Genomic DNA, 20,218 nt, shown 5'->3' with positions numbered 1-20,218 from the left:
TAGCCACCGCCCCCGACGCCCCCCGTCGGCCGCCGCCGACGCCCAGGTCACCGCCGCCGTCGCCGCGACGCGCCCCGTGGCGGTCGATAGGCTCGGGCCTCGTGAGTCGCGAGCGCTTCCCCCGGTGGGTCTACGAGCAGGGCACGGAGCCCGACCCGCGGTTCTCCCTCGCCAACGAGCGCACGATCCTCGCGTGGCTGCGCACCGCCCTGGGGCTGATCGCCGGCGGCACCGCGCTCGAGACGCTCGACCTGCCGATGGAGCCGCACCTGCGCCTCACGGCCGCGATCGTGCTCCTGGTGGCCGGCGCCGTCGTCCCGGTCGCGGCCGCGGTGGAGTGGGCTCGCGCCGAGCGGGCGATGCGGGAGCACGGGCCGCTCCCGGGTGCGACCACCGGGTTCGTGCTGGTCCTGACCATCACCGTCGTGGGCGTGCTCGTGCTGCTCGCGCTGCTGCTGCACTGACCGCGATGGCCGAGCCGCCGCTGGACCCGCCGCTCGTCGGCCCCGAGCGCGACCGGGGCCTGCAGGTGGAGCGCACCTCGCTCGCGTGGCGGCGCACGCTGCTGTCCTTCACGGCCGCCTGCGCCGTGGCGTGGCAGACGCTTCCTGGCGTGGACGGCTCGACGTCGTTCGCGCTGGCCGCGGCGGTCGCCCTCGCCCTCACGCCGCCGCTGTGGTGGTTCGCGAAGCGGCACGCCCGGCACACCGCGCTGCACCTCGAGGCCGACGAGCCGCGGCTGCGGCACGGCCGCCGGATCGTGCTCATGTGCGCGGGCACGGCCCTGCTCGGCCTCGGCGGGCTGGTCGCGGTGCTGGTGTTCTAGGCAGGACGTCGGGCCGCGGGGGAGGCGGCGTCTGCTTCACTGACGCCCATGTTCGTGATCGTCGGCCTGTTCCGGCTCCTCGTCGTCGTCCTCGGCCTCGTCGGCACGCGCGCCATCTGGCGCGACGGCGACGTCGAGGGGTTCGTCTACTTCACCAACCTCACCAGCTTCCTGGCGGTGGCGGTGTTCGGGTGGGCGGCCGTCGTGACGCTGCTGCGCCGCCCGCAGCCGCCGGTGTGGGCGAAGGGGCTGGTGACGCTGGCCGCCACCATCACGGGGCTCGTCGCGTGGCTGGTGCTCGCCCCCGAGTCGCCCGACGCGCCCGCCGTCTTCCTCGGCCTGACCGACGGCCAGGTGGAGCACCGGGCGCTGCCGGTCGCCGTCGTGCTGGACTTCCTGCTCCTCGACCCCCACCGGCGCGCGCGCCTGCGCCACGCGGGCCTGTGGATGCTGTTCCCGGTGCTGTACTTCGGGGCGATCCTCGTGCGCGGGCAGGTCAGCCCGGGCAGCGCGTACCCGTACGGCTTCATCGACCTCGACGCGCTCGGGTGGGGCGGGCTGGGTGTCAACCTGGTCGTCTACGGCGGCGCCTTCTACGTGCTCGGGCTGCTCATCGTCGGCGTCGACCGGCTGCTCCCCGCCCGCCCCGTCGTCCCCGGGGCGGTGGTCCCTGGGGTCAGGGACCCTCAGCTCACGGCGTGACGATGGCGAAGTCCGGGTCGCCGGGGTCGAGGATGCCGTGCACCTTGTCCAGGGCGGCGGTGTCGCCCGTGAGCTCGATGCCGGCCGCGGCCAGGCGCGCCGGGTCCAGGCCACCGGCGAGCGCGGGGAGGGCGGCCCGCGTGGTGGTGATCGTGACGTCGGCGGCGTCGGGCTGCGGCTTGGCGCTGTAGGTGAGGGCGCCGTTCGCGAGGCGGAGCCGGTAGCGCGCGTCGGCGTCGGATAGCACGACGTCGGCGGTGACGCGGTGGTCCCACGCCCTCGGGCCGTCGATCTGGATCGCGAGGGCGTCGAACAGCATCTCGGGGGAGAGGTGCGCGACGATGTCCGCCGACGCGGTCTGCGTCGGGGTGCCGAAGTTCCCGCTGCGCAGCTCGGTGGCGCCCGACAGGTACACCGACCGCCACGTGCCGTTCTCGGCGCCGTAGCCGAGCTGCTCGAACGTGTCGGCGAGCAGCTCCTTCGCCCCGGCGTGGTCCGGCTGCGCGAACACGACGTGGCTCAGCACCTCCGCCACCCAGCGGAAGTCGCCGGCGTCGAACGACGCGCGGGCCTTCTCCACCACGGCGTCCGCGCCGCCCATGAACTCGACGTAGCGCTTGCCCTGCTCCTGGGGCGGGTGCTGCCACAGGTGGGCCGGGTTGCCGTCGTACCAGCCCATGTAGCGCTGGTAGATCGCCTTGATGTCGTGGCTCACCGAGCCGTAGTAGCCGCGGGCGTGCCACGCGTTCTCCAACGCCGGCGGGAGCGGCAGCCGCTCGGCGATCTCGGCGCCCGTGAACCCCTTGTTGAGCAGGCGCAGCGTCTGGTCGTGCAGGTAGGCGTAGAGGTCGCGCTGCTCGGACAGGAACGTCACGATGCGCTCGTTGCCCCAGGTGGGCCAGTGGTGCGAGGCGAAGACGGCCTCGACGTCCGCCCCGAACAGGTCGATCGTCTCGGTGAGGTAGTTGGCCCAGGCGTGCGGGTCGCGCACGACGGCGCCGCGCAGGGTGAGCAGGTTGTGCAGCGTGTGGGTGGCGTCCTCGGCCGTGCACAGGGCGCCGCGGTCGGGGAACCAGATGAGCATCTCGGCGGGGGCCTCGGTGCCGGGCGCCATCTGGAACACCATCCGGACGCCGTCGACCGTCTCCTCCTGCCCCGTCGTCGTGATGTCGAGGGTGGGGGCGATGAGAGTGACGGTGCCGGTGGACGTCGTCTGCCCGAGGCCGGCGCCCACCTGGCCCCGCGGGCCTCGGGCCAGCGCGGCGCCGTACATGTAGCCGGCGCGGCGGCCCATCGCGGTGCCCGCGTAGACGTTCTCCGCGACGGCGTGCTCCGTGAAGTCCGCGGGCGCGACGACGGGCACGCGGCCCGCGTCGACGTCCTCCTGCGTGGTGACCCCCTTGACGCCGCCGAAGTGGTCGACGTGGCAGTGGGTGTAGATGATCCCCGTGACCGGGCGGTCCCCGCGGTGCTCGCGGTAGAGGGCGAGGGCGGCGGCCGCGGTCTCGGTCGAGATCAGCGGGTCGAGCACGATGACGCCCGTGTCGCCCTCGATGAACGTCACGTTCGACAGGTCGAAGCCGCGCACCTGGTAGATGCCCTCGACCACCTCGAACAGGCCCTGCTCGGCGACGAGCCGCGACTGCCGCCACAGGCTCGGGTTCACGGAGTCCGGCGCGTCACCGGTGAGGAACGCGTAGGTGTCGTTGTCCCACACGACCCGCCCGTCCTCCGCCGTGATCGCGTTCGGCGACCGGCGGGCGACGAGCCCGCGTGAGGCGTCCTCGAAGTCCTGGGTGTCCGAGAAGGGGAGGGTGCCGAGCAGCTCCCGCTGCTGGGCGGCGATCGTGGGCGCGGCTGGCTTCGGTGTGCTCGGCATGGCGCCAGGGTGGCACCGGAGCGCCACGTGCGCGCGGCGAGGGTGCCGTCACCGCTGTGACGCGCTGACGTGCTGTCTCGACCTGCGGTTTCCCTGCCGGGTGCCTACCGTCTGAGCGGCGGCCCGCATCGCGGTGTCGACGACGCCGGCTGAGGAGACCACGTGGGTGCAGCGATCGGCCAGTCCCTTCCCGTCGCGGTGGGGGTGCTGATCAGCCCGCTGCCCATCGTGGCGGTGGTGCTGATGCTCGTCAGCGAGCGCGCGAGGGCGAACGCGGGGGCGTTCCTGGTCGGCTGGTTCGTGTCGGTGCTCGTCGTCGTCGGGCTGGTCGCGGTGCTCGCGGGGTCGGCGGTGCCCGACGACGAGGGCACGCCCCTGTGGGCGGCGCTCGTCAAGGTCGTGCTGGGCCTGCTGCTCCTGCTGGTGGCGGTGAGGCAGTGGCGCGGGCGGCCGCGCGAGGGCGTGGAGCCGGAGACACCGAAGTGGATGGCGGCCATCGACGGGTTCACGCCCGGCAAGGCGCTGGGCCTCGCGGTGCTGCTCAGCGCCGTCAACCCGAAGAACCTGCTGCTGGTCGTCTCCGGCGGCGCCGCCATCGCGGCGGCCGCTCCTAGGGACACGAACGCCCAGGTCGTGGCGGCCGTCGTCTTCGCGCTCGTCGCCAGCGTGGGCGTCGTGACCCCGCTGGTGATCTACCTGGCGATGGGCGACCGGGCCGCGGCCGTCCTCGACGGCTTGAAGACCTGGATGGTCCAGAACAACGCCGTGATCATGGCGGTCCTGCTGCTCGTCATCGGCGCCAAGATGATCGGCGACGGCATCACCGCGCTCTGAGCCGGAGCCCCGCAGGTCGTGCGGGGCTCCGGGGCGAGCGTGCCGCCGGCGGTCAGGGCGTGACGATGGCGAACGCGCCGTCGGACGCGGTGAGCACGCCGAGGAGGCGGTCGAGAGCGGCGGCGTCGCCGTCCTGGTCGACGCCGTCCAGCCCCTTGCCGACCAGGATGCCGAGCAGCTGGGTCTTGGTGAGGCGCAGGGTGAGGTCGACGTCGGCCGCGCGGGTCGGGTTCTTCGTCTGGATCAGGGCGCCGTTCGAGAGCGCGGTGCGCACCGTGTCGCCCGTGTCGGTGAACGACCAGTCGATGACGAGGGGCTGCCGTGCCGCCTTGATCCCGTCCACGCGGATCGCGAGGGTGTCGAAGAGCTGGTCGACCGAGAGGCCTGCGGCCAGCCCGGCCCCCAGGTCACCGATGGGGGGCGGCGTGACGCCGTGGCGCAGCTCGCGCGCCCCGGAGAGGTAGAAGCCGCGCCACGTGGCGTTCTCGGCACCGTAGCCGAGCCGTTCGTAGACCCCGGCGAGCGCCTCCTTGGCGGCGGCGTCCTGAGGGTCCGCGAACACGGCGTGCTTGAGGAGCTCGGCGGCGAACCGCAGGTCGCCGCGCTCGGCGTACTCGGCGGCCTTGGCCCTGACGGCCTCCTGGCCACCGATGACGTCGACGTAGCGGGTCGCGGCCTCGACGGGCGGATGCGCCCACAGGGACGACGGGTTGCCGTCGAACCAGCCCATGTAGCGCTGGTAGATCGCCTTGACGTTGTGGCTCACGGAGCCGTAGTACCCGCGGGTGTGCCAGGCGTCGTCGAGGACCGCCGGAAGCCGGATCTCCTCGGCGATCTCCGCGCCGGTGTGGCCGGAGTTGAGGAGCCGCAGGGTCTGGTCGTGGAGGTAGGCGTACAGGTCCCGCTGCTGGGAGAGGTATGTGACGATCTCGTCCTGCCCCCACGTGGGCCAGTGGTGGGACGCGAAGACGACGTCCGACGAGTCGGCGAACAGCTCGATCGACTCGTCGAGGTAGCGCGCCCAGATGCGGGGGTCGCGCACGAGGGCACCGCGCAGGGTCAGCAGGTTGTGCAGGTTGTGCGTCGCGTTCTCGGCCATGCACAGCGCACGTCGGTCGGGGAAGTGGAAGTTCATCTCGGACGGCGCCTCGGTGCCGGGCGTCATCTGGAACACGATGCGGACCCCGTCGACGACCTCCTCCTGGCCCGTTCGCGTGATGTCCACGGTGGGCGGGAGCAGCGAGACGGTGCCGGTGGACGTGGCGATCCCGAGCCCGGTGCTGAGCTGGCCCGTCGGGCTCGCGGCGAGGATGGCCGCGTACATGTACGACGCGCGCCGGTTCATCGCGGTGCCGGCGTACACGTTCTCCGACACGGCGTGCTCGAGGAAGCCCGCCGGGGCGAGGATCGGCACGTCTCCGGCGCCGTCGGGAAGGACCCCGCCGGCGCCGCCGAAGTGGTCGGCGTGCGAGTGGGTGTAGATCAGCCCCGTCACCGGGCGGTCGCCCCGGTTGCGGCGGTACAGCGCCAGGGCGGCGGCGGCCGTCTCCACGCTGATGAGCGGGTCGATGACGACGATGCCGGTGTCGCCCTCGACGATGGTCATGTTCGAGATGTCCAGGCCCCGCACCTGGTAGATCCCGTCGGCGACCTCGAACAGGCCGTGGACGGCGCAGAGCTGCGCCTGGCGCCACAGGCTCGGGTGCACCGTCTCCGGCGCATCGCCCTCGAGGAACGCGTACTGCTCCATGTCGAACACGACCCGCCCTGTCGCGTCCGTGATCGTGCAGGGCTCGAGCCGGTCGACGAGCCCTCGCTCGGCGTTGTCGAAGTCGGTGCGGTCGGTGTAGTCGAGTGCCACAGCGCTGCCTTTCGTCCCGTCCATGAGCGCGGTCTGCCCGGCGCCCGGCTTCACTGTCGCAAGCGAAGAAGGAATGCGCGCGGCGGGTACCGACGTGCGTGGGTCAGGACGAGGCGGCGCGCTCCCGGCGGCGCCGCTCGGCGAGGTCGTAGGCCTCGCGCACGGCGTCGAAGAGCACCTCGGACTCGGGCACCACGGAGTCCTGCAGCCGTCGTGACACGCCGCCGGTGGCGAACCGGCGGGCCAGGGCGTCGGGGACGCCGCACACGACCACCTCGACGCCGTGGTCGTGCCAGCGGTCCAGCAGGCGGTCGAGCGACTTGAGGAACGTCGTCGACGGGATCCCCGCGGAGCCGCGCAGCGAGATCACGAGGGCGGCGTCGTGGGAGTCCGCGGTGTGCGGCCACTCCTCCTCGAGGCGGTTCACCTCGGCGAAGAACCCGGAGCCCATGTAGTGCAGCACGGTGGTGCGCCCGCTCGGCAGGGTCGTGGGGGCGTCGGCGACGCGGAAGCCGCCGTCGCCGGTGGGCGCGAGCTCGACGATCCGGCCGCGCTTGGCCGACTGCACCGCGAACAGCACGATGGACAGGCCGGCGCCGAGGAAGATCGCCTGCTGCAGCGGCAGCTGCGTGGTGGCGACGAACGTCACGACCAGCGCGGCGGCGGAGAGCCACGACGTGCGGAACACGAGCACGATGTCGGGCCAGCGCCCGACGACGAGCTCCCCGCCGATGACGAGCAGCAGGCCGCCGATGACGGCCATGGGGATGAAGCCGGCCAGCGGCCCCACGGCCAGCACGATGACGATGAGCCACAGGCCGGAGAAGATGCCCGCCCAGCGGGTCTGCGCGCCGCCGCTCGTCGCGACGCCCGTGCGGGACAGCGACCCGCCGGTGGGGAGGGCGCCGAAGAACCCGCCGGCCACGTTGGCGAGGCCCTGGGCGGTGAAGTCCTTCGACACGTCGGTGCGCGACCCGTCCGGGTTCGGCACGGCGGCGCCGATCCCCGCAGCCTGGGCCAGCGCGACGAGCGCGATCGCGAGCCCGCCGGAGACGAGGGCGCCCATGGACCCCACGTCCGGCAGAGTGAACGGCGGCAGCGAGCGCGGGATCGCGGCGATGTCGGAGACGAGCTCGACCGTCGTGCCCAGCAGCGCGACGACGACGGTGACGACGACCAGCGCGAGCAGCGTCGCCGTCTTTTTCAGGCGGGGCACGAGGCTCAGCGCGGCCCACGCGGCGACGGTCGCGACGGCGACGGCGACGGTCGGGCCGTCCCAGTCGCCCACGTGCACCACGGCCTCCACGAGCTTCGCGACCGTGTTGTGCGACTGCGGCTCGTACCCGGTGGCGTCCTTCACCACGCCGGCGACGATCTGGACCGCGATGCCGGCGGTGAAGCCCGTCATCACCGCCGTGGAGACGAACGACATCACCGACCCGAGCCGCAGCAGGCCGAGCAGCAGCATCCACAGCCCGACGACGACTGTGAGCGCCGCGACCGCGCCGAGGTCGCCGGGGTCCAGGCCCGCGTCGGTGAGCACGCTCTTGGCGGACAGGGCGATGGCGCTGGTCAGCGTCGTGACCATCAGCACCGTGCGGGAGAACACCGAGCCGACGACGGTCGACACCGCGCCCGACCACAGGCCCATCGGCGCGGCGAACCCGCCGACCGTCGCGTACGCCATGCCCTCGGGGATGGAGAACAGGCCGGTGACGAAGCCGGAGACGACGTCGCGTGGGGTCGGCCGGGGCAGCTTCCGGGCCTTCCGGCCCGACGTGGCGTCGCTCACTGGGGTGCCCTCCTGTGGTGGCCGGGGATGCACGCAGCACCCTGCCCCACCAGCGGGGACGCCGCGACCGCAGCCCGCGTGACGCGTCCGGCCCGAGGACCCGGACATATCGCCGTTCACCGCGCCATCTCCCCTCATCTCTGACACCTTCGGAGGTGGCGTGCGCGCACCTTATGGCGCGCGCGTGAGGACACCGGGGTGGGGGAGAACTTCGATGGCTAGTGGTCGCGCGGCGACGAGGCACGGCGGACGGCACGCACGGAGGCGGCAGGGCAGGCGGTTCAGCCGCGGCTGGTCGGTCCTCGGCGTGCTCGCGCTCGGCCTGGCCGGGGCGATCATCCCGGCGACCACGGCGTCCGCGGCGACGTGGAGCATCAGCAAGGAGGCCACCACCCCCGGGCCGTACTCGCCGGGACAGCAGGTCACCTACGAGGTGCAGATCTCCTGCTCCGACCCCAGTTCGCCGTGCCAGAACACCGTGTTCACGGACGACCTGCCCGACGGGCTGGAGCTCGTCACCGCGGAGATCGTCGACCAGCCGAGCGGCACCGCGGGTGACCTCACGATCGACACCGACGGCGACGTGGTGACGGCGACGTGGCCCAGCTTCACCAACGGCGAGCAGGCCACCATCGTCATCACCGTCCAGATCGACCCCGACCTCCCGTACAGCGAGAACGGCGTCCCGATCGTCAACACCGCCACCGTCGTCGCGGACAACGCGGCCGAGGACTCGGCGGACGCCACCATCGCGCCGGACGTCGACCTCGTGCTCGACTCCGAGACCACCAAGTCCATCGACCCCGAGGGGGCGCTCGCGGCGCCCGGTACCGCCGCGACGATGACCATCGGCGCGACGAACACGTCGAACGACCCGGTCGACACCCTGGTGGTCCAGGACCCGGTCGACCCGACGGCCGACCCGAACCCCTTCACCTACCTCGAGTACGTGAGCACCGGCGACATCACGCTGCCGCCGAACGCCGACACGGTGACCCAGGAGTACTGGGACGGCGACTCGTGGGAGCCGCTCGACGACTCCGTCGACCCCGCCACGGTGCAGGGGGTGCGCTACACGTTCAGCGGCGACATCCAGCCCGGCGCCACGGCCACGATCCCGGTCGACGTGCAGCAGAGCGACGCCGTCGCGGACCTCACCGACCCGACGACGGTCACCAACGACGCGTCGTCGTACGTGACGCACGGCGACGACGAGTCCGACCCGACGACGGCGGACGACACGTACGTCATCACGCCGCCCAACAACTCGGTGACCGCCAGCAAGAGCTTCGACCCGGCCACGGTGAGCGCGGGCGACCCCACCACCGTGACCCTGGGCGCCACGAACACGGGCACGCCCACGGACTCGATGACGATCACGGAGCCGGCGCCGAACACGAACAACCCGTTCACGGGCGACGACCCGATCACGTTCACCGGCTGGGGCACCGACGGCGCGGGCGCCGGCGTGCAGTGGCCGGCCGACGCGGACGCCGCGGCGGTGACGTTCACCTGCGCCGACGGCACCACCACGGACCCCATCCCGGCGACCGCGCCGGACACGCTGCCCGACCCGCCCGCCGGCTGCACGGTGGTGGGGTTCAGCATCGAGTACACGGGCACGATCGTGACCGGCGCCGAGGCGACGGTGCCCTTCACGGCGGACACCGACCCCGACCAGGACCCCGAGAACGTCACCCACGACAACACCGTCGAGGCGACGGTGCCGAACGCCGACCCCGCCGACGCGTCGGACGGCCTGCTCACCCTGGTGGACCGGCTCGCCACCGAGACGGACAAGCAGATCTCGCCGTCGACGATCCCCGCGGTGCCGGGACAGAGCGTCATCGTGCAGCTGCCCACCCAGCTGCTGCCGTTCGGCCCTGACGGTTCGACGACCAACGCCGACCAGGTCGTGATCTCCGACCCGAGCGACCCGACCAGCCCTGACGAATGGTCCGAGAACTTCGTCCCGACCGCCGTGCGGTCGACGGACGTGCCGGCCGACTCGACCCTCACGGTCAACTACTGGAACGGCACCGCGTGGGTGCCGGCGCCGGGCTGCGGACCGTTCACCGGGCCGGACACCGTGAGCTGCACCCTCCCCGACGACGCCGAGGGCGTCCAGTTCGTCTACGACTCGACGGCTGACGGGTTCCCGCCCGGCACCAGCTTCCAGCCGAACTTCGTCGCCGAGTACACCGGGCCTACGGACCGGGACGACCCGATCGAGAACTGCGGCGCCTCCAGCGCGTCGTCCGGCACGGTCAGCCCGACCGACCCCGCCGAGGGGTGCGCCACCGTGGACCCGTTCCCCGTGGACGGTGAGGGCGACCTCGACTTCATCGAGAAGACCTTCCTCGGCGAGCAGCCCGTGAGCGTCCTCGCCCGCTCCGACGACCAGGCGACGGCACAGATCACCTGGTCCACGAACGGCTTCTCGGGCGTCGACCCGATGGTGATCTCGGACATCGCCGACCCGGAGACGACGCCGATCGCGGACTCGTTCTACGACGCCTTCGACCTGGTCAGCATCCCGGCGATCGACAGCGGTCTCGACCCGCTGATCCCGTACGACGCGATCGTCGGAGTCGAGCTGTGGAACGGGACCGCCTGGGTCCAGGCGACCAACGCCACCTGCACCACCACCGCCCCGTGCGACGGCGGCATGCCCGCGGTGGACCTCACCGAGGCGGAGCAGGCGTCGACGACTTCCGTGCGCATCGTCTACACGGAGTCGCCGTCGCGCACGGCGACGCCGGACGACCCGACCGAGCCCGCGGCGGGCGACGGGGTGGCGCGGTCCACGCTGTCGGACGGCCGGCACCTGAACCTCACGTTCCAGGTGCGGGACACCAAGCGCAGCGACGGCAGCCCGGCGCTCGGGTCCACGAACGGCACGATCTACAACACCGACGACGCGGGGCTCGTGAACGACACGGCGCGCGCCACGGGCACGTTCGACGGCGACGAGTACACGGACACCGACGACGACGACGTGCTGATCATCGACCAGCCGCTCAACGTGACGGTGAGCAAGGACTGGACGGGCGGACCGATCTCCGTGCCGCCGCCGGGCACCCCCGCGCAGTTCTACCCGAGCACCACGGTGACCGTCACCGGCACCAACGCGTCCAACGCCAAGGTCGACCAGCTCCGGCTCGTCGACCCGACGGACCAGGGGTCGGGAACCGTGCAGACGGCCGCGGGGACGCACCCGTTCGACACGTTCACGCTCACCGCGATCGACCTCACCCCCCCGGACGGGGCGACGTCGACCACGGTGACGCTGACCAACACGGCGGGCGAGACCGCGACGTTCGACGAGGCAGGGGCCGAGGCGCTCACGCCGGCGCAGCTCGCCGACGCGGTCGGCATCGAGGTGGCGTACGACGGGCTCGTCGAGCCGGGCGCGACGGGGACGATGGAGCTCACGCTCCAGCTCCGGGCGACCGATCGGTACACGGGCGATCCGGTCTACGGCGACGACGGCGCGATCGACGTCGACCAGAACCCGGTGCCCAACGGCGCGGCCGCCACGATCAACGACCCGGGTGGAGTCCCGGGCCAGGACGACCGGCTCGCGAACGACAGCGACGACATGCTGCTGCAGACGGCGGCGATCGACATCGCCGTGGGCAAGTCGTTCAGCCCGGACACGGTGGTCGAGCCGAACCACGGCCAGGGCGGCGCCGACGACGCGCCGGTCATCATGACGCTCACCGGCCAGCCGCTCGGTCCGTCGCGCGCGGTGGAGATGGTGCTCACCGACGACGACCCGCAGTTCTGGAACCAGTACGACTTCGTCGGGTTCGACGGCGCCACCCTGACGGCGCCGATCCAGCAGGTGCAGGTCGACGCCTTCGTGGGCGGCACGTTCACCGGCGACCCGGGCTCCGCCGACCCGGTCACGGTGACCGGCGGGCAGTGGGTGACCGGCGCGCCGTCGAGCACCTTCACGCTTCCCTCGACGGTGGATCCGGAGGACGTGCAGGGCCTGCGGTTCACCTTCAGCCGCACGGACGGGTCCGTCTGGGAGAACCCCGCGACCCCGACGCAGGCGGTCCCGATCGAGATCCTGCGCCGTGACGAGATGCGCTCCGGCGGCCCGGTGCTGCCGGACCTGGCGGCCAACCCGCCCGGGCCCGGCGAGAGCGACCCGGGTGTGGCGAGCAACTCCGTGCAGGGGACGGTCACCGGCGCCGACCTCGTCGTCGACCCGGGGACCGGCGAGATCGGGCCCGTGAGCGCCGACGACGAGGCGGAGTCGTCGATCCTGTACCGGCACGCCACCAACGGGGTGGCGATCGTCAAGGACTTCGACGGCACAGTCACGGGCGGCACCAAGAACCCGAACGCGGTGTTCCCCATGAACATCACGATCAAGAACACGGGGGACCGGCCGATCGTGGACCCGACGATCGTCGACGACCCGATGCCCACCGACGGCCAGGGTGCGCAGCTGCGGCTGGCGGACGTCGCGGAGCCGTTCTCGTACGCGCTGACCGGCGACGACCCGGACCCCGGCACCCCCGACCTCCCGACCGACGCCGCGCAGGTGACGGTGGACCAGACGGGAGACATCGCGAGCCTCGGGTTCTCGTTCCCGGACGGCTCGGTGCTCGAGCCGAACCAGACGTACACGATCACCGTCATGGTGCGGTTCCGGGTGGGACTCGCCCCGGACACGCGCGTGGCGAACACCGCGGGCGTCATCGGCGACCGGCCCTGGGACGAGTGCTGGAACGCCGTGAGCGGTGACAACCCGCCCGCGGGCACCATCGACGAGGAGACCGGGGCCTGCGAGGCGAGCTCCGACGTCCGTCCTACGGAGAGCGCCGTGCTCGCCCAGTCGAAGTTCGTCAAGGCGACGAACGACGACGAGCTCGACGTCATCGTCGACCCGGACTACACCGGCTCGCCGGTGGTCTGCCAGCCGAACGTCGCGGGCTTCTACGCCTACCCGTGCGTCCCGGTCATCGCGCCGGGGCACGACGAGACCTGGCGCGTGCGGATCGACAACGTCGGCAACAACCCGTTCACCAAGGTGGTCGGCTACGACCGGTTCCCCACGCCTGGGGACACGAGCTCGTACGCGCGCCCCGGTGAGGGGACCGAGCGCGGGTCGCAGTGGGCGGCGATCCTCAAGGCCGACCCGCCGCCGGCGCTCGTGAACGCGCCGGCAGGCACGGAGGTCGCGTTCGCCTACACGACCGCCGACGCGCTGTGCAACGACGACATCGAGAACCCGCTGAACGAGCCGATCTGCCCGACGGACCCGGCGACGGGCTGGGCACCGTTCACCGAGGACACGCCGGTGTCGGTCTTCGACGACATCACCGCGATCAAGTTCGTCCTCACCTTCCCCGAGGACGAGCCGTTCGAGCCGGGCGAGTACGTGGCCATCGAGGCCACCTCGACCACACCTCCCGAGGTGCCCGCGGCGGGCGACCGCTCGATCGCGTGGAACTCGGCCGCCGTGTCGGCCTCGTACCAGCGGTCGGACGGGACGATGCACAACCTCCTGCCCGCAGAGGGCCAGAAGGTCGGCGTCGCCACGGCGTCGGGCCCGCTCGCGGTGACGAAGCTGGTCGAGGGCGACGGGGCGGCCTACGCGCCGGACGAGTTCCAGCTCAACGTGCAGTGCACGTCCGCGCCGGGCTCGTGGGTGGAGAAGGAGCTCGACCCGATACCCATCACCGTGGTGCCGGGCACGCCGACGGTGGTGCCGAACCTGCCCTACGGCGCGGAGTGCACGATCACCGAGGACTCCGGGGTGAATGGCGAGACCGCGCTGGTCGTCGGCACGGTGACCATCGACTCCGAGACCGTGGACGAGGACCCGACGACCATCTCGGCCCTCAACATCTACGACCTCGGCGGCCTGGTGCTGTCGAAGTCGGTCGAGAGCGACGCCGTCGACCAGGACGGGAACCCGGTGTCCTACGGCCCGTTCGAGGCGACCGTGGAGTGCACGTTCCTCGGCGAGCCGGTGTTCGCCGACGGGTACGACGCGGACACCCCGATGGTCGTGGAGCTCGACGAGGACGGCACGCCCGTGGAGCTCACCGGCCTGCCGGTGAACTCCGAGTGCACCGTCACCGAGACGAACACCGCCGACGCGGCGGGCACCACCATCACGGTGACGACCCCGGGCGAGGACCCGGTCGAGACGGACGGGACGTCGGCCGACGTCACGGTCGTGCCCGACGAGGACGGCACGGCCGGCGCGGAGATCGCGCTGGAGAACACCTTCGACGTCGGGGTGATCAACCTGCAGAAGGTGGTCGACGGCGAGGGCGGGCCCGCCTACGGCGCGGGGCCGTTCACGATCCAGGTGGTCTGCACCTACGACGCCGACGGCGACGGGCCCGGCGAGGCCGGCACGGTCTACGACGGCACGGTGGTGCTCGGCGGCGCCGGACCGCTCGACGCGCAGATCGCCAACCTGCCCGTCGGCGCCGAGTGCACGATCACGGAGACGAACGACGGCGGGGCCACCGGTGCGGTCGTCGTGCCCGACACCGTGACGGTGGACGCGGACGAGCCGGCCCAGGTGGTCATCACCAACACGTTCGACCTCGGCACGATCGAGGTGGACAAGGAGCTCGACGGTCTCGGCGCCCTCTACGGCCCCGGGCCGTTCGAGGTCACGCTGGCCTGCACCTACGGCGAGGACGGCAACGGCGACCCGGTCGAGATCGTGATCCCGGGTGGCGCGGTCCGGACGTTCGTCCCGGGCCAGCCGGCCGTCTACGAGGGGCTGCCGGTCGGCGCGGAGTGCACCGTCACGGAGACGGACGACTTCGGTGCCACCGAGGTGTCCGTGAGCGTGGACGGCGGTGAGCCCGTGGACGGGAACTCGGCGGACGTCGTCGTGCCGCCCGCGGACGGCGGGGAGGCGACCACCGTGACCGTCACGGTCACCAACACCTTCCTCACGGCCCCGGTGCTGGTGGAGAAGACGGTCGACGGCGACGCCGCGGACTTCGCGCCCGGCATGCCCGACATCCCGCCGCTGCCCGAGCTGCCGGACGAGCCCGTCACGCCGGAGGAGCTCGCGGCACTGATCGCCCAGCTCGACGACTTCTACGCGCAGTTCCCGCTGGAGGGCATCCCGTACCGCGCGTCCCTCTCGTGCACGTTCCAGGGGGCGGAGATCCCGGTCCCGGGCGGCGCGGTGCGGCCGTTCGGCCCGGGGCTGCCGGGGGTGTACTTCGGGCTGCCGGTCGGGGCGACCTGCACCGTCACGGAGACCGAGACGGGCGGCGCCACCTCCACCACGATCGAGCCGAGCCCGTTCGTGGTCGACGAGGACCGGGTGCTGCCGGCCCCGCCGCAGGTGGTGACGGTCACGAACACCTATGACGCCGGGTCGATCCAGGTGGAGAAGGTGCTCGACGGCGACGGCGCCGAGTTCGTGACCGCGCCGTTCGAGGTCTCGCTCACCTGCACCTTCCTGGGTGAGGCGATCGAGGTGCCGGGCGGAGCCACCCGCACGGTGACGCCCGACGAGCCGGCGACCTACGACGGGCTGCCCGTCGGCGCGGAGTGCGTGGTCACCGAGACCGACGCCGCGGGCGCGGCGTCGTCGACGGTCTCCACGACCGTCGAGGGCGGCGACCCCGGCCAGGTGGTCGTGCCGGGCGCGGACGCCGACCCGGCGGTGATCACCGTGACCAACACGTTCGACGTCGGGTCGATCGCGGTGGAGAAGGTGGTCGACTTCGAGGGCAGCTCCTACGACGTGGGCCCGTTCGAGGTGACCCTCGCCTGCACGTTCCAGGGCGAGGACATCACGGTCCCGGGCGGCGCGGCGCGCGAGATCGCGGGGGGCGACACCGTCACGTACGCGGGGCTGCCGATCGGCGCCGAGTGCGTGGTCACGGAGACGGACGACGGCGGCGCGACGTCGTCGACGGTCTCGACGATCGGCGACGGCGACCCGGGCGCGGCGACCGTCGCGGCCGACCCGGCGCAGCTCACGGTGACCAACGTGTTCCCGGCCCCGCCGGTGCCGCCGAGCGACGGTGGCGACCACGGGGGCGGCTCGCTGCCGGTCACCGGTGCCGACATCGTCATGTGGGTGGGGATCGCGGTGCTGCTGCTCGCGGCCGGGGCGGTCCTCGTCGGGATCCGGCGCCGCCGCCAGCACTGACGGTCGACGTGACGGCGCCGGCCCCGGGTTCACCGGGGCCGGCGCCGTCGTCGTGTGCGGGGGAGGAGCCGCTCAGGCGGCGTCGCGGCTCGCCGAGCGGGCCGCGGCGAGGAGGTCGCGGGCGCGCGCCTCGGGGAGGTAGCAGCGCACGAGCGCGAGGCCGACCAGCGGCAGGGTCGCGGGCTCCGGCACGACGAGGCTGAGCGGCACGCTGCGGGGCTGGAACTTCTGCTTGAAGCGGTGCAGGGAGTCAAAGCCGTACAGCGGCTCGAGCGCCTCGGCGAGGCGGTCGAGGGCGGCGTCGACGCCGCCGGGCGTGCCGTCGTCGTCGCGCGCCAGCGGGCTGCCGGACAGGGAGGCCTCCAGGGCGCCCTCGTCGCGGAACGTGGTGAGCGCGCCCGCGATGAGCAGCTCCATCGTGTAGCGGAACGAGTCGGGGGCGCGGCGCATGACGTCGAGGGTCCAGCCGACCACCTGGCCGCCGGGGGCGTGCACGGGCAGCCAGCTCGTGACGCCGTGCACGCGCCCGTCGGCGTCGGTGGCGAGCCCGACGCGCACGGCGGGGTCCAGCGCCTCGCGCACGCCGCCGAGGGTGAACGCCATCTCGGGGAGGTCGGAGTCGCCGAGCCACGCCTCGGAGATGGCCCGCACCTGCGCGAGCGTCTCGGGCGGCTCGTCGGCGAGGGTGACGAGCCGGTGCTCGACGCCGTGCTTCGCGGCCTGGTTGACGGCGGTCCGCACGTCCTGCCACTTCTTGCCGCGGAACTCGAGGCCCGGGAGGTCGACGACGGCTTCCTCCGCGACGCGCACGACCGTCCAGCCGCGCTGCCTGCCGAGCTCCGCGAGCTCGGGGCTGGAGGAGAAGAAGCAGGAGCCGGACCCGGCGGCGGACGCGGCGTCGACGAAGGCGTCCATGAGCTCGGCGCGACCCTGCGGCCCGTCGCCGACGGGGTCGGTGAGCGCGACGGCGACGCCGGCGTGCGCCTGGTAGGCGACGTACCCGGGCAGGCCGGGGGAGGTCCAGCGCTCGTTGCCGTCCCACGTCGTCATCCAGGCGAGCCGCTGCCCGGCGCCGAGGCGCGCGACGGTGGCGCGCGCCTCCGCCTGGTCGAGCTGGTCCCGGGACCAGGGGCGCGCGTGCCGCCGGGTGCGGAACGACGCCCGCCGCACGACGAGCAGCGCCAGCGCGCCGGCGTCGAGCAGCAGCATGAGCAGGTAGAGGGGCAGCTGCTGGGGCAGCTCCACGGCCGACGCGAGCACCAGCACCGTCTCGGCGAGCACGCCCAGCACCGTGAGGGCGACGGCTACCCGCCACCACACGCGCCGCCCGCGGAACAGGCCGACGGCGAGGACGAGGTCGACGGTCAGCGAGATGAGGCCGGTGGGCCAGTCGTCGCTCTCGACCTTGCCCAGCGGCCCGCCGGCGGGGCCCGCGGCGAACGCGGCGAGCACGACGATGAGCGCGGACAGCGCGAAGTAGCCCGCCGCCGTGACGCGGTCGCGCTGCACCCTCCCGGCGCGGGTGCGGCCGCCGAGGCGCGGACCGAGCAGCGGCCGTGCGACGACGAGGCCGGCCAGCCAGCCCAGCACGTGCTCCACGTCGGCGATGCCACCGCCCACGACCAGCCCGACGAGCACGTACGCGGCGACGACCGCGCTGGCGCGCTGGCGCCACGGCGAGGGGAAGCTCAGCGCGGTCACCGTGATCGCGCCGGTGACGCCGGCGCTGAACCCGACGTCGAGGTCGTCCGCCAGGCCCACGGCCCACGACCAGCCGGTGCGCGCGAGGAGGGTCAGGCCCGCGGCCGTCGCGACGACGCCCACCAGCTGCGTCGTCGCCGTGACGAGCGCGGCGCGGCGGGTGCCGAGGCGCAGCTCCGTCCAGCCGACCAGGACGAGGAAGATGCCCACCACCGGCACGTATCCCCAGGGGACGGGGGCGAAGAACGAGCCGGTCACCGGGGTCCACCAGCGGCCGTCGCGGAACGCGGGGGCGCCGAACGCCACGACGTCGAACCACGACGAGTCCTTCAGCGGGCTCCACAGGCCCTGCGACACGACGCCGAGCACGAGCATGAGCGCCACGACGGCGAGGGTGAACGGCGCGCGGCGGATCAGGGTCATGGGCCGGCCTCGGCCACGGCCTGGTCGTCGTGCCCGTCGGCCGCGCGCTCGTCTCCGCGCGCGTGCCCGAGGACGTCGCGCAGGATGACCGTCACCGGGGCGGACAGCATGGCGCCGAGCAGGCCGGCGAGGACGGCGCCGACGATCGTCGAGCCGAGGTTCACGATGGGGTGCAGGCGGAGCTGGTCGGAGGACAGCTTGGTGAGCATCAGCGTCTGCACCACGTTCTGCACCACGAGGATCACCGCCAGCAGGATCAGCGCCTGCGGCAGCCCTTGCGACCCGAGCGCGATGAGCACGGCGAAGGCGCCGGAGATGATCGCCCCGAGGTAGGGGATGTACGACGTCACGAACGTCACGAGCGCGATGGAGAACGCGAGGGGGACGTCCAGGACGATCGCGCCGATCGCGATGAGCACGGCGGTGACCAGGCTCGACGACGTCAGCGCGCCGAAGTAGCGGCGCAGCGTGAGGGTCGCCTCCTCGATCACGACGTCGCCCCGGGTCGCGCCGACCGACGAGTGCCTGGCGGCGAACGCCTCGATGCGGGGCCAGTCGGCCATGACGTAGAAGAGGAAGAAGACGGCGATGAACGTGCCGACGACGAACGCCGCCGCGCTCGAGAACACGCTGCCGAACAGGCTGGCGAGGCCCCCGCTGAGCGAGGACGAGGCGTCGCCCAGGTCGATGCCCGTGAGGTCGAGCGTGGTGCCCGCCAGCTCCTGCTGGAGCGTGGCGAGCCCGCTGCTCAGCCGGTCGGCGATCTCCGCCGACTGGTCGGCGATGCCGTCGGCCGTCACCCCCACGGCGAGCGCGAGGACGCCGCCCAGCGCGACGAGCACGGCGAGCGACCCGAGCCCGCGGCGCAGCCCCAGCCGTTCCAGCCGGTCGACCAGCGGGTGGAGCAGCACGCCCAGCACGGCCGCCACGACGAGGGGAACCACGAGGCCGCTGATCGCGGACACGGCGGCGTAGACGACGACCGCCGCGGCGGCGATGCCGACGACGGCCCAGCCCACCCGGCCCAGGCGCAGGACGACGGCGCCGGTCCGGCGGGCGGTCTCGGGGGCGTGGTCGGGCACGGGGCTCCTCGGGTCGGTCCCGAGCATCATCCCGCGCGGGGGCTCGCGGCGCGCGTCGCAGTCGGAGGCGTCGACGGCGTCCGTGCAGGTGGCGCCGTCGTGCGGGCACGAGACGGCCGGGCCGGCCGTCGCGGGGACGGCCGGCCCGGCCTGAGGGGGGTCTATCGCTTACGCGCCTTCACGGTGGTCTCGGCAGTCCTCTCGCGCTTCTGCACGCGCTTCTCCTTGAGGGTGAGCGCCGGCTGCTTCTTCGAGCTCTTGGCCACGTGAGTTCACCTCCACTCGCCTCCAGGTGGGTCGATGAACCGGCCACCATAGCAACGTCCTGGGGGCGGTGGGCCGGCCGCGGAGGGCGGCCCCGGGAACGGCTCGGGAGGGAGCGTCAGGCGGCCGTGCCGAAGTCCTTGCGGCGACGCGTGCCGTGCGCGGTCTCGCCGTCGGGGACGATCGCGTCGGGCGGCACCACCATGCCGGCGGGCACGCGGCTGTCGGCGCCGAGCCGGCTGCCGGCGCCGACCCGCGCGCCGTCGCCGACGACGCCGCGGACGCCGACGTGCACGTTCTCGTCCACGCGGGCGCCCTGCCCGACGACGGCGTCCACGTCCACCCAGCTGAACCGCCCCACCTGGGCGCGCGCGCCCACGCGGGCCCCGGCCTCGACGTAGGCGCCCGGCCTGATGGTGGCGTCGGGGTGGACGCTCGCGTGCGGCGAGACGAAGCCCTCGCCGTTGTCGTGCCGGAGGTATCGGGTGTACTTCCCCGGCTCGTGCTCGATCTCGACCTTTCGGGGGATGCGTCGCAAGAGTGCTCCTAGAGGTGCGTGGCAATCTTGTGACATAACGCGCAAGCGGCGTCCCTTGTTCCCGGGAGTGGGATCCCGAGGCAACGGCGGCCTGCCCGGTGGGGCTCGGTGACCGGGATCACGGTGACGATTCGTTGCACTCAGTGCAGCGAAGTGTC

11 protein-coding genes are annotated in these 20,218 nt (G+C 73.0%); 5 read left to right on the top strand and 6 right to left on the bottom strand.

The window, feature by feature from the left end; translation table 11 throughout:
• Positions 1 to 101 precede the first annotated feature (101 nt).
• Genes ACFU5J_RS01135 through ACFU5J_RS01125 form a run of 3 tightly spaced genes read left to right on the top strand, consistent with a single transcriptional unit; the run spans position 102 to position 1,528 of the window.
• Positions 102 to 464, top strand: coding sequence for a YidH family protein (locus ACFU5J_RS01135; RefSeq protein WP_430573467.1), 363 nt, complete (start codon positions 102 to 104; stop codon positions 462 to 464).
• A 5-nt stretch (positions 465 to 469) separates the two neighbouring features.
• On the top strand, positions 470 to 826 hold the full coding sequence (locus tag ACFU5J_RS01130; protein WP_430573466.1) for a DUF202 domain-containing protein: 357 nt from the start codon (positions 470 to 472) through the stop codon (positions 824 to 826).
• Positions 827 to 874: 48 nt separating this feature from the next.
• Positions 875 to 1,528 (top strand): Pr6Pr family membrane protein, encoded by a 654-nt coding sequence (locus ACFU5J_RS01125; protein ID WP_430577526.1) that lies wholly within the window; start codon positions 875 to 877, stop codon positions 1,526 to 1,528.
• On the opposite strand, the gene ACFU5J_RS01120 is transcribed toward ACFU5J_RS01125, so the two are convergent.
• Complete coding sequence (locus ACFU5J_RS01120; protein ID WP_430577525.1) at positions 1,518 to 3,407, bottom strand: alkyl/aryl-sulfatase; 1,890 nt, start codon at positions 3,405 to 3,407, stop codon at positions 1,518 to 1,520. The genes ACFU5J_RS01125 and ACFU5J_RS01120 overlap by 11 nt on opposite strands.
• A gap of 162 nt (positions 3,408 to 3,569) precedes the next feature.
• Between ACFU5J_RS01120 and ACFU5J_RS01115 the strand changes: the two genes are divergently transcribed.
• The gene (locus ACFU5J_RS01115; protein ID WP_430577524.1) at positions 3,570 to 4,241 is read left to right on the top strand and encodes a GAP family protein; all 672 of its coding nucleotides are present in this window, start codon (positions 3,570 to 3,572) and stop codon (positions 4,239 to 4,241) included.
• A 52-nt stretch (positions 4,242 to 4,293) separates the two neighbouring features.
• Here the strand turns inward: ACFU5J_RS01115 and ACFU5J_RS01110 are convergent, their stop codons facing one another.
• Together ACFU5J_RS01110 and ACFU5J_RS01105 are read right to left on the bottom strand one after the other, a co-directional pair.
• The gene (locus ACFU5J_RS01110) at positions 4,294 to 6,102 is read right to left on the bottom strand and encodes an alkyl/aryl-sulfatase (protein WP_430577523.1); all 1,809 of its coding nucleotides are present in this window, start codon (positions 6,100 to 6,102) and stop codon (positions 4,294 to 4,296) included.
• Positions 6,103 to 6,205: 103 nt separating this feature from the next.
• A complete protein-coding gene (locus tag ACFU5J_RS01105; RefSeq protein ID WP_430577522.1) occupies positions 6,206 to 7,894 on the bottom strand; it encodes a SulP family inorganic anion transporter in 1,689 nt (562 codons plus the stop codon).
• 307 nt (positions 7,895 to 8,201) lie between these two features.
• On the opposite strand from ACFU5J_RS01105, the gene ACFU5J_RS01100 reads away from it, so the two are divergent.
• Positions 8,202 to 16,052 (top strand): DUF5979 domain-containing protein, encoded by a 7,851-nt coding sequence (locus ACFU5J_RS01100; protein ID WP_430577521.1) that lies wholly within the window; start codon positions 8,202 to 8,204, stop codon positions 16,050 to 16,052.
• A 72-nt stretch (positions 16,053 to 16,124) separates the two neighbouring features.
• On the opposite strand, the gene ACFU5J_RS01095 is transcribed toward ACFU5J_RS01100, so the two are convergent.
• The 3 genes from ACFU5J_RS01095 to ACFU5J_RS01085 form a co-directional block, all read right to left on the bottom strand.
• Positions 16,125 to 18,176, bottom strand: coding sequence for a bifunctional lysylphosphatidylglycerol flippase/synthetase MprF (locus tag ACFU5J_RS01095; protein WP_430577520.1), 2,052 nt, complete (start codon positions 18,174 to 18,176; stop codon positions 16,125 to 16,127).
• The gene (locus ACFU5J_RS01090) at positions 18,173 to 19,258 is read right to left on the bottom strand and encodes an AI-2E family transporter (RefSeq protein ID WP_430573458.1); all 1,086 of its coding nucleotides are present in this window, start codon (positions 19,256 to 19,258) and stop codon (positions 18,173 to 18,175) included. The genes ACFU5J_RS01095 and ACFU5J_RS01090 overlap by 4 nt, the downstream gene beginning before the upstream one ends.
• 382 nt (positions 19,259 to 19,640) lie before the next feature.
• Positions 19,641 to 20,060: a transferase gene (locus ACFU5J_RS01085; RefSeq protein ID WP_430573457.1), complete on the bottom strand. Its 420-nt coding sequence runs from the start codon at positions 20,058 to 20,060 to the stop codon at positions 19,641 to 19,643.
• Positions 20,061 to 20,218 lie beyond the last annotated feature (158 nt).

This window comes from Isoptericola sp. NPDC057559, from assembly GCF_042801555.1.
Taxonomy (GTDB): Bacteria; Actinomycetota; Actinomycetes; order Actinomycetales; family Cellulomonadaceae; genus Isoptericola.
The sequence above is the reverse complement of the archived record's forward strand: the minus strand, read 5'-3'. Positions and strand labels throughout refer to the sequence as shown.

Excerpts from the sequence above, each read along its gene's own strand:
- ACFU5J_RS01130 (WP_430573466.1), top strand. The coding sequence starts at position 470 with ATGGCCGAGCCGCCGCTGGACCCGCCGCTCGTCGGCCCCGAGCGCGAC.
- ACFU5J_RS01120 (WP_430577525.1), bottom strand. The coding sequence starts at position 3,407 with ATGCCGAGCACACCGAAGCCAGCCGCGCCCACGATCGCCGCCCAGCAG.
- ACFU5J_RS01125 (WP_430577526.1), top strand. The coding sequence starts at position 875 with ATGTTCGTGATCGTCGGCCTGTTCCGGCTCCTCGTCGTCGTCCTCGGC.
- ACFU5J_RS01095 (WP_430577520.1), bottom strand. The coding sequence starts at position 18,176 with ATGACCCTGATCCGCCGCGCGCCGTTCACCCTCGCCGTCGTGGCGCTC.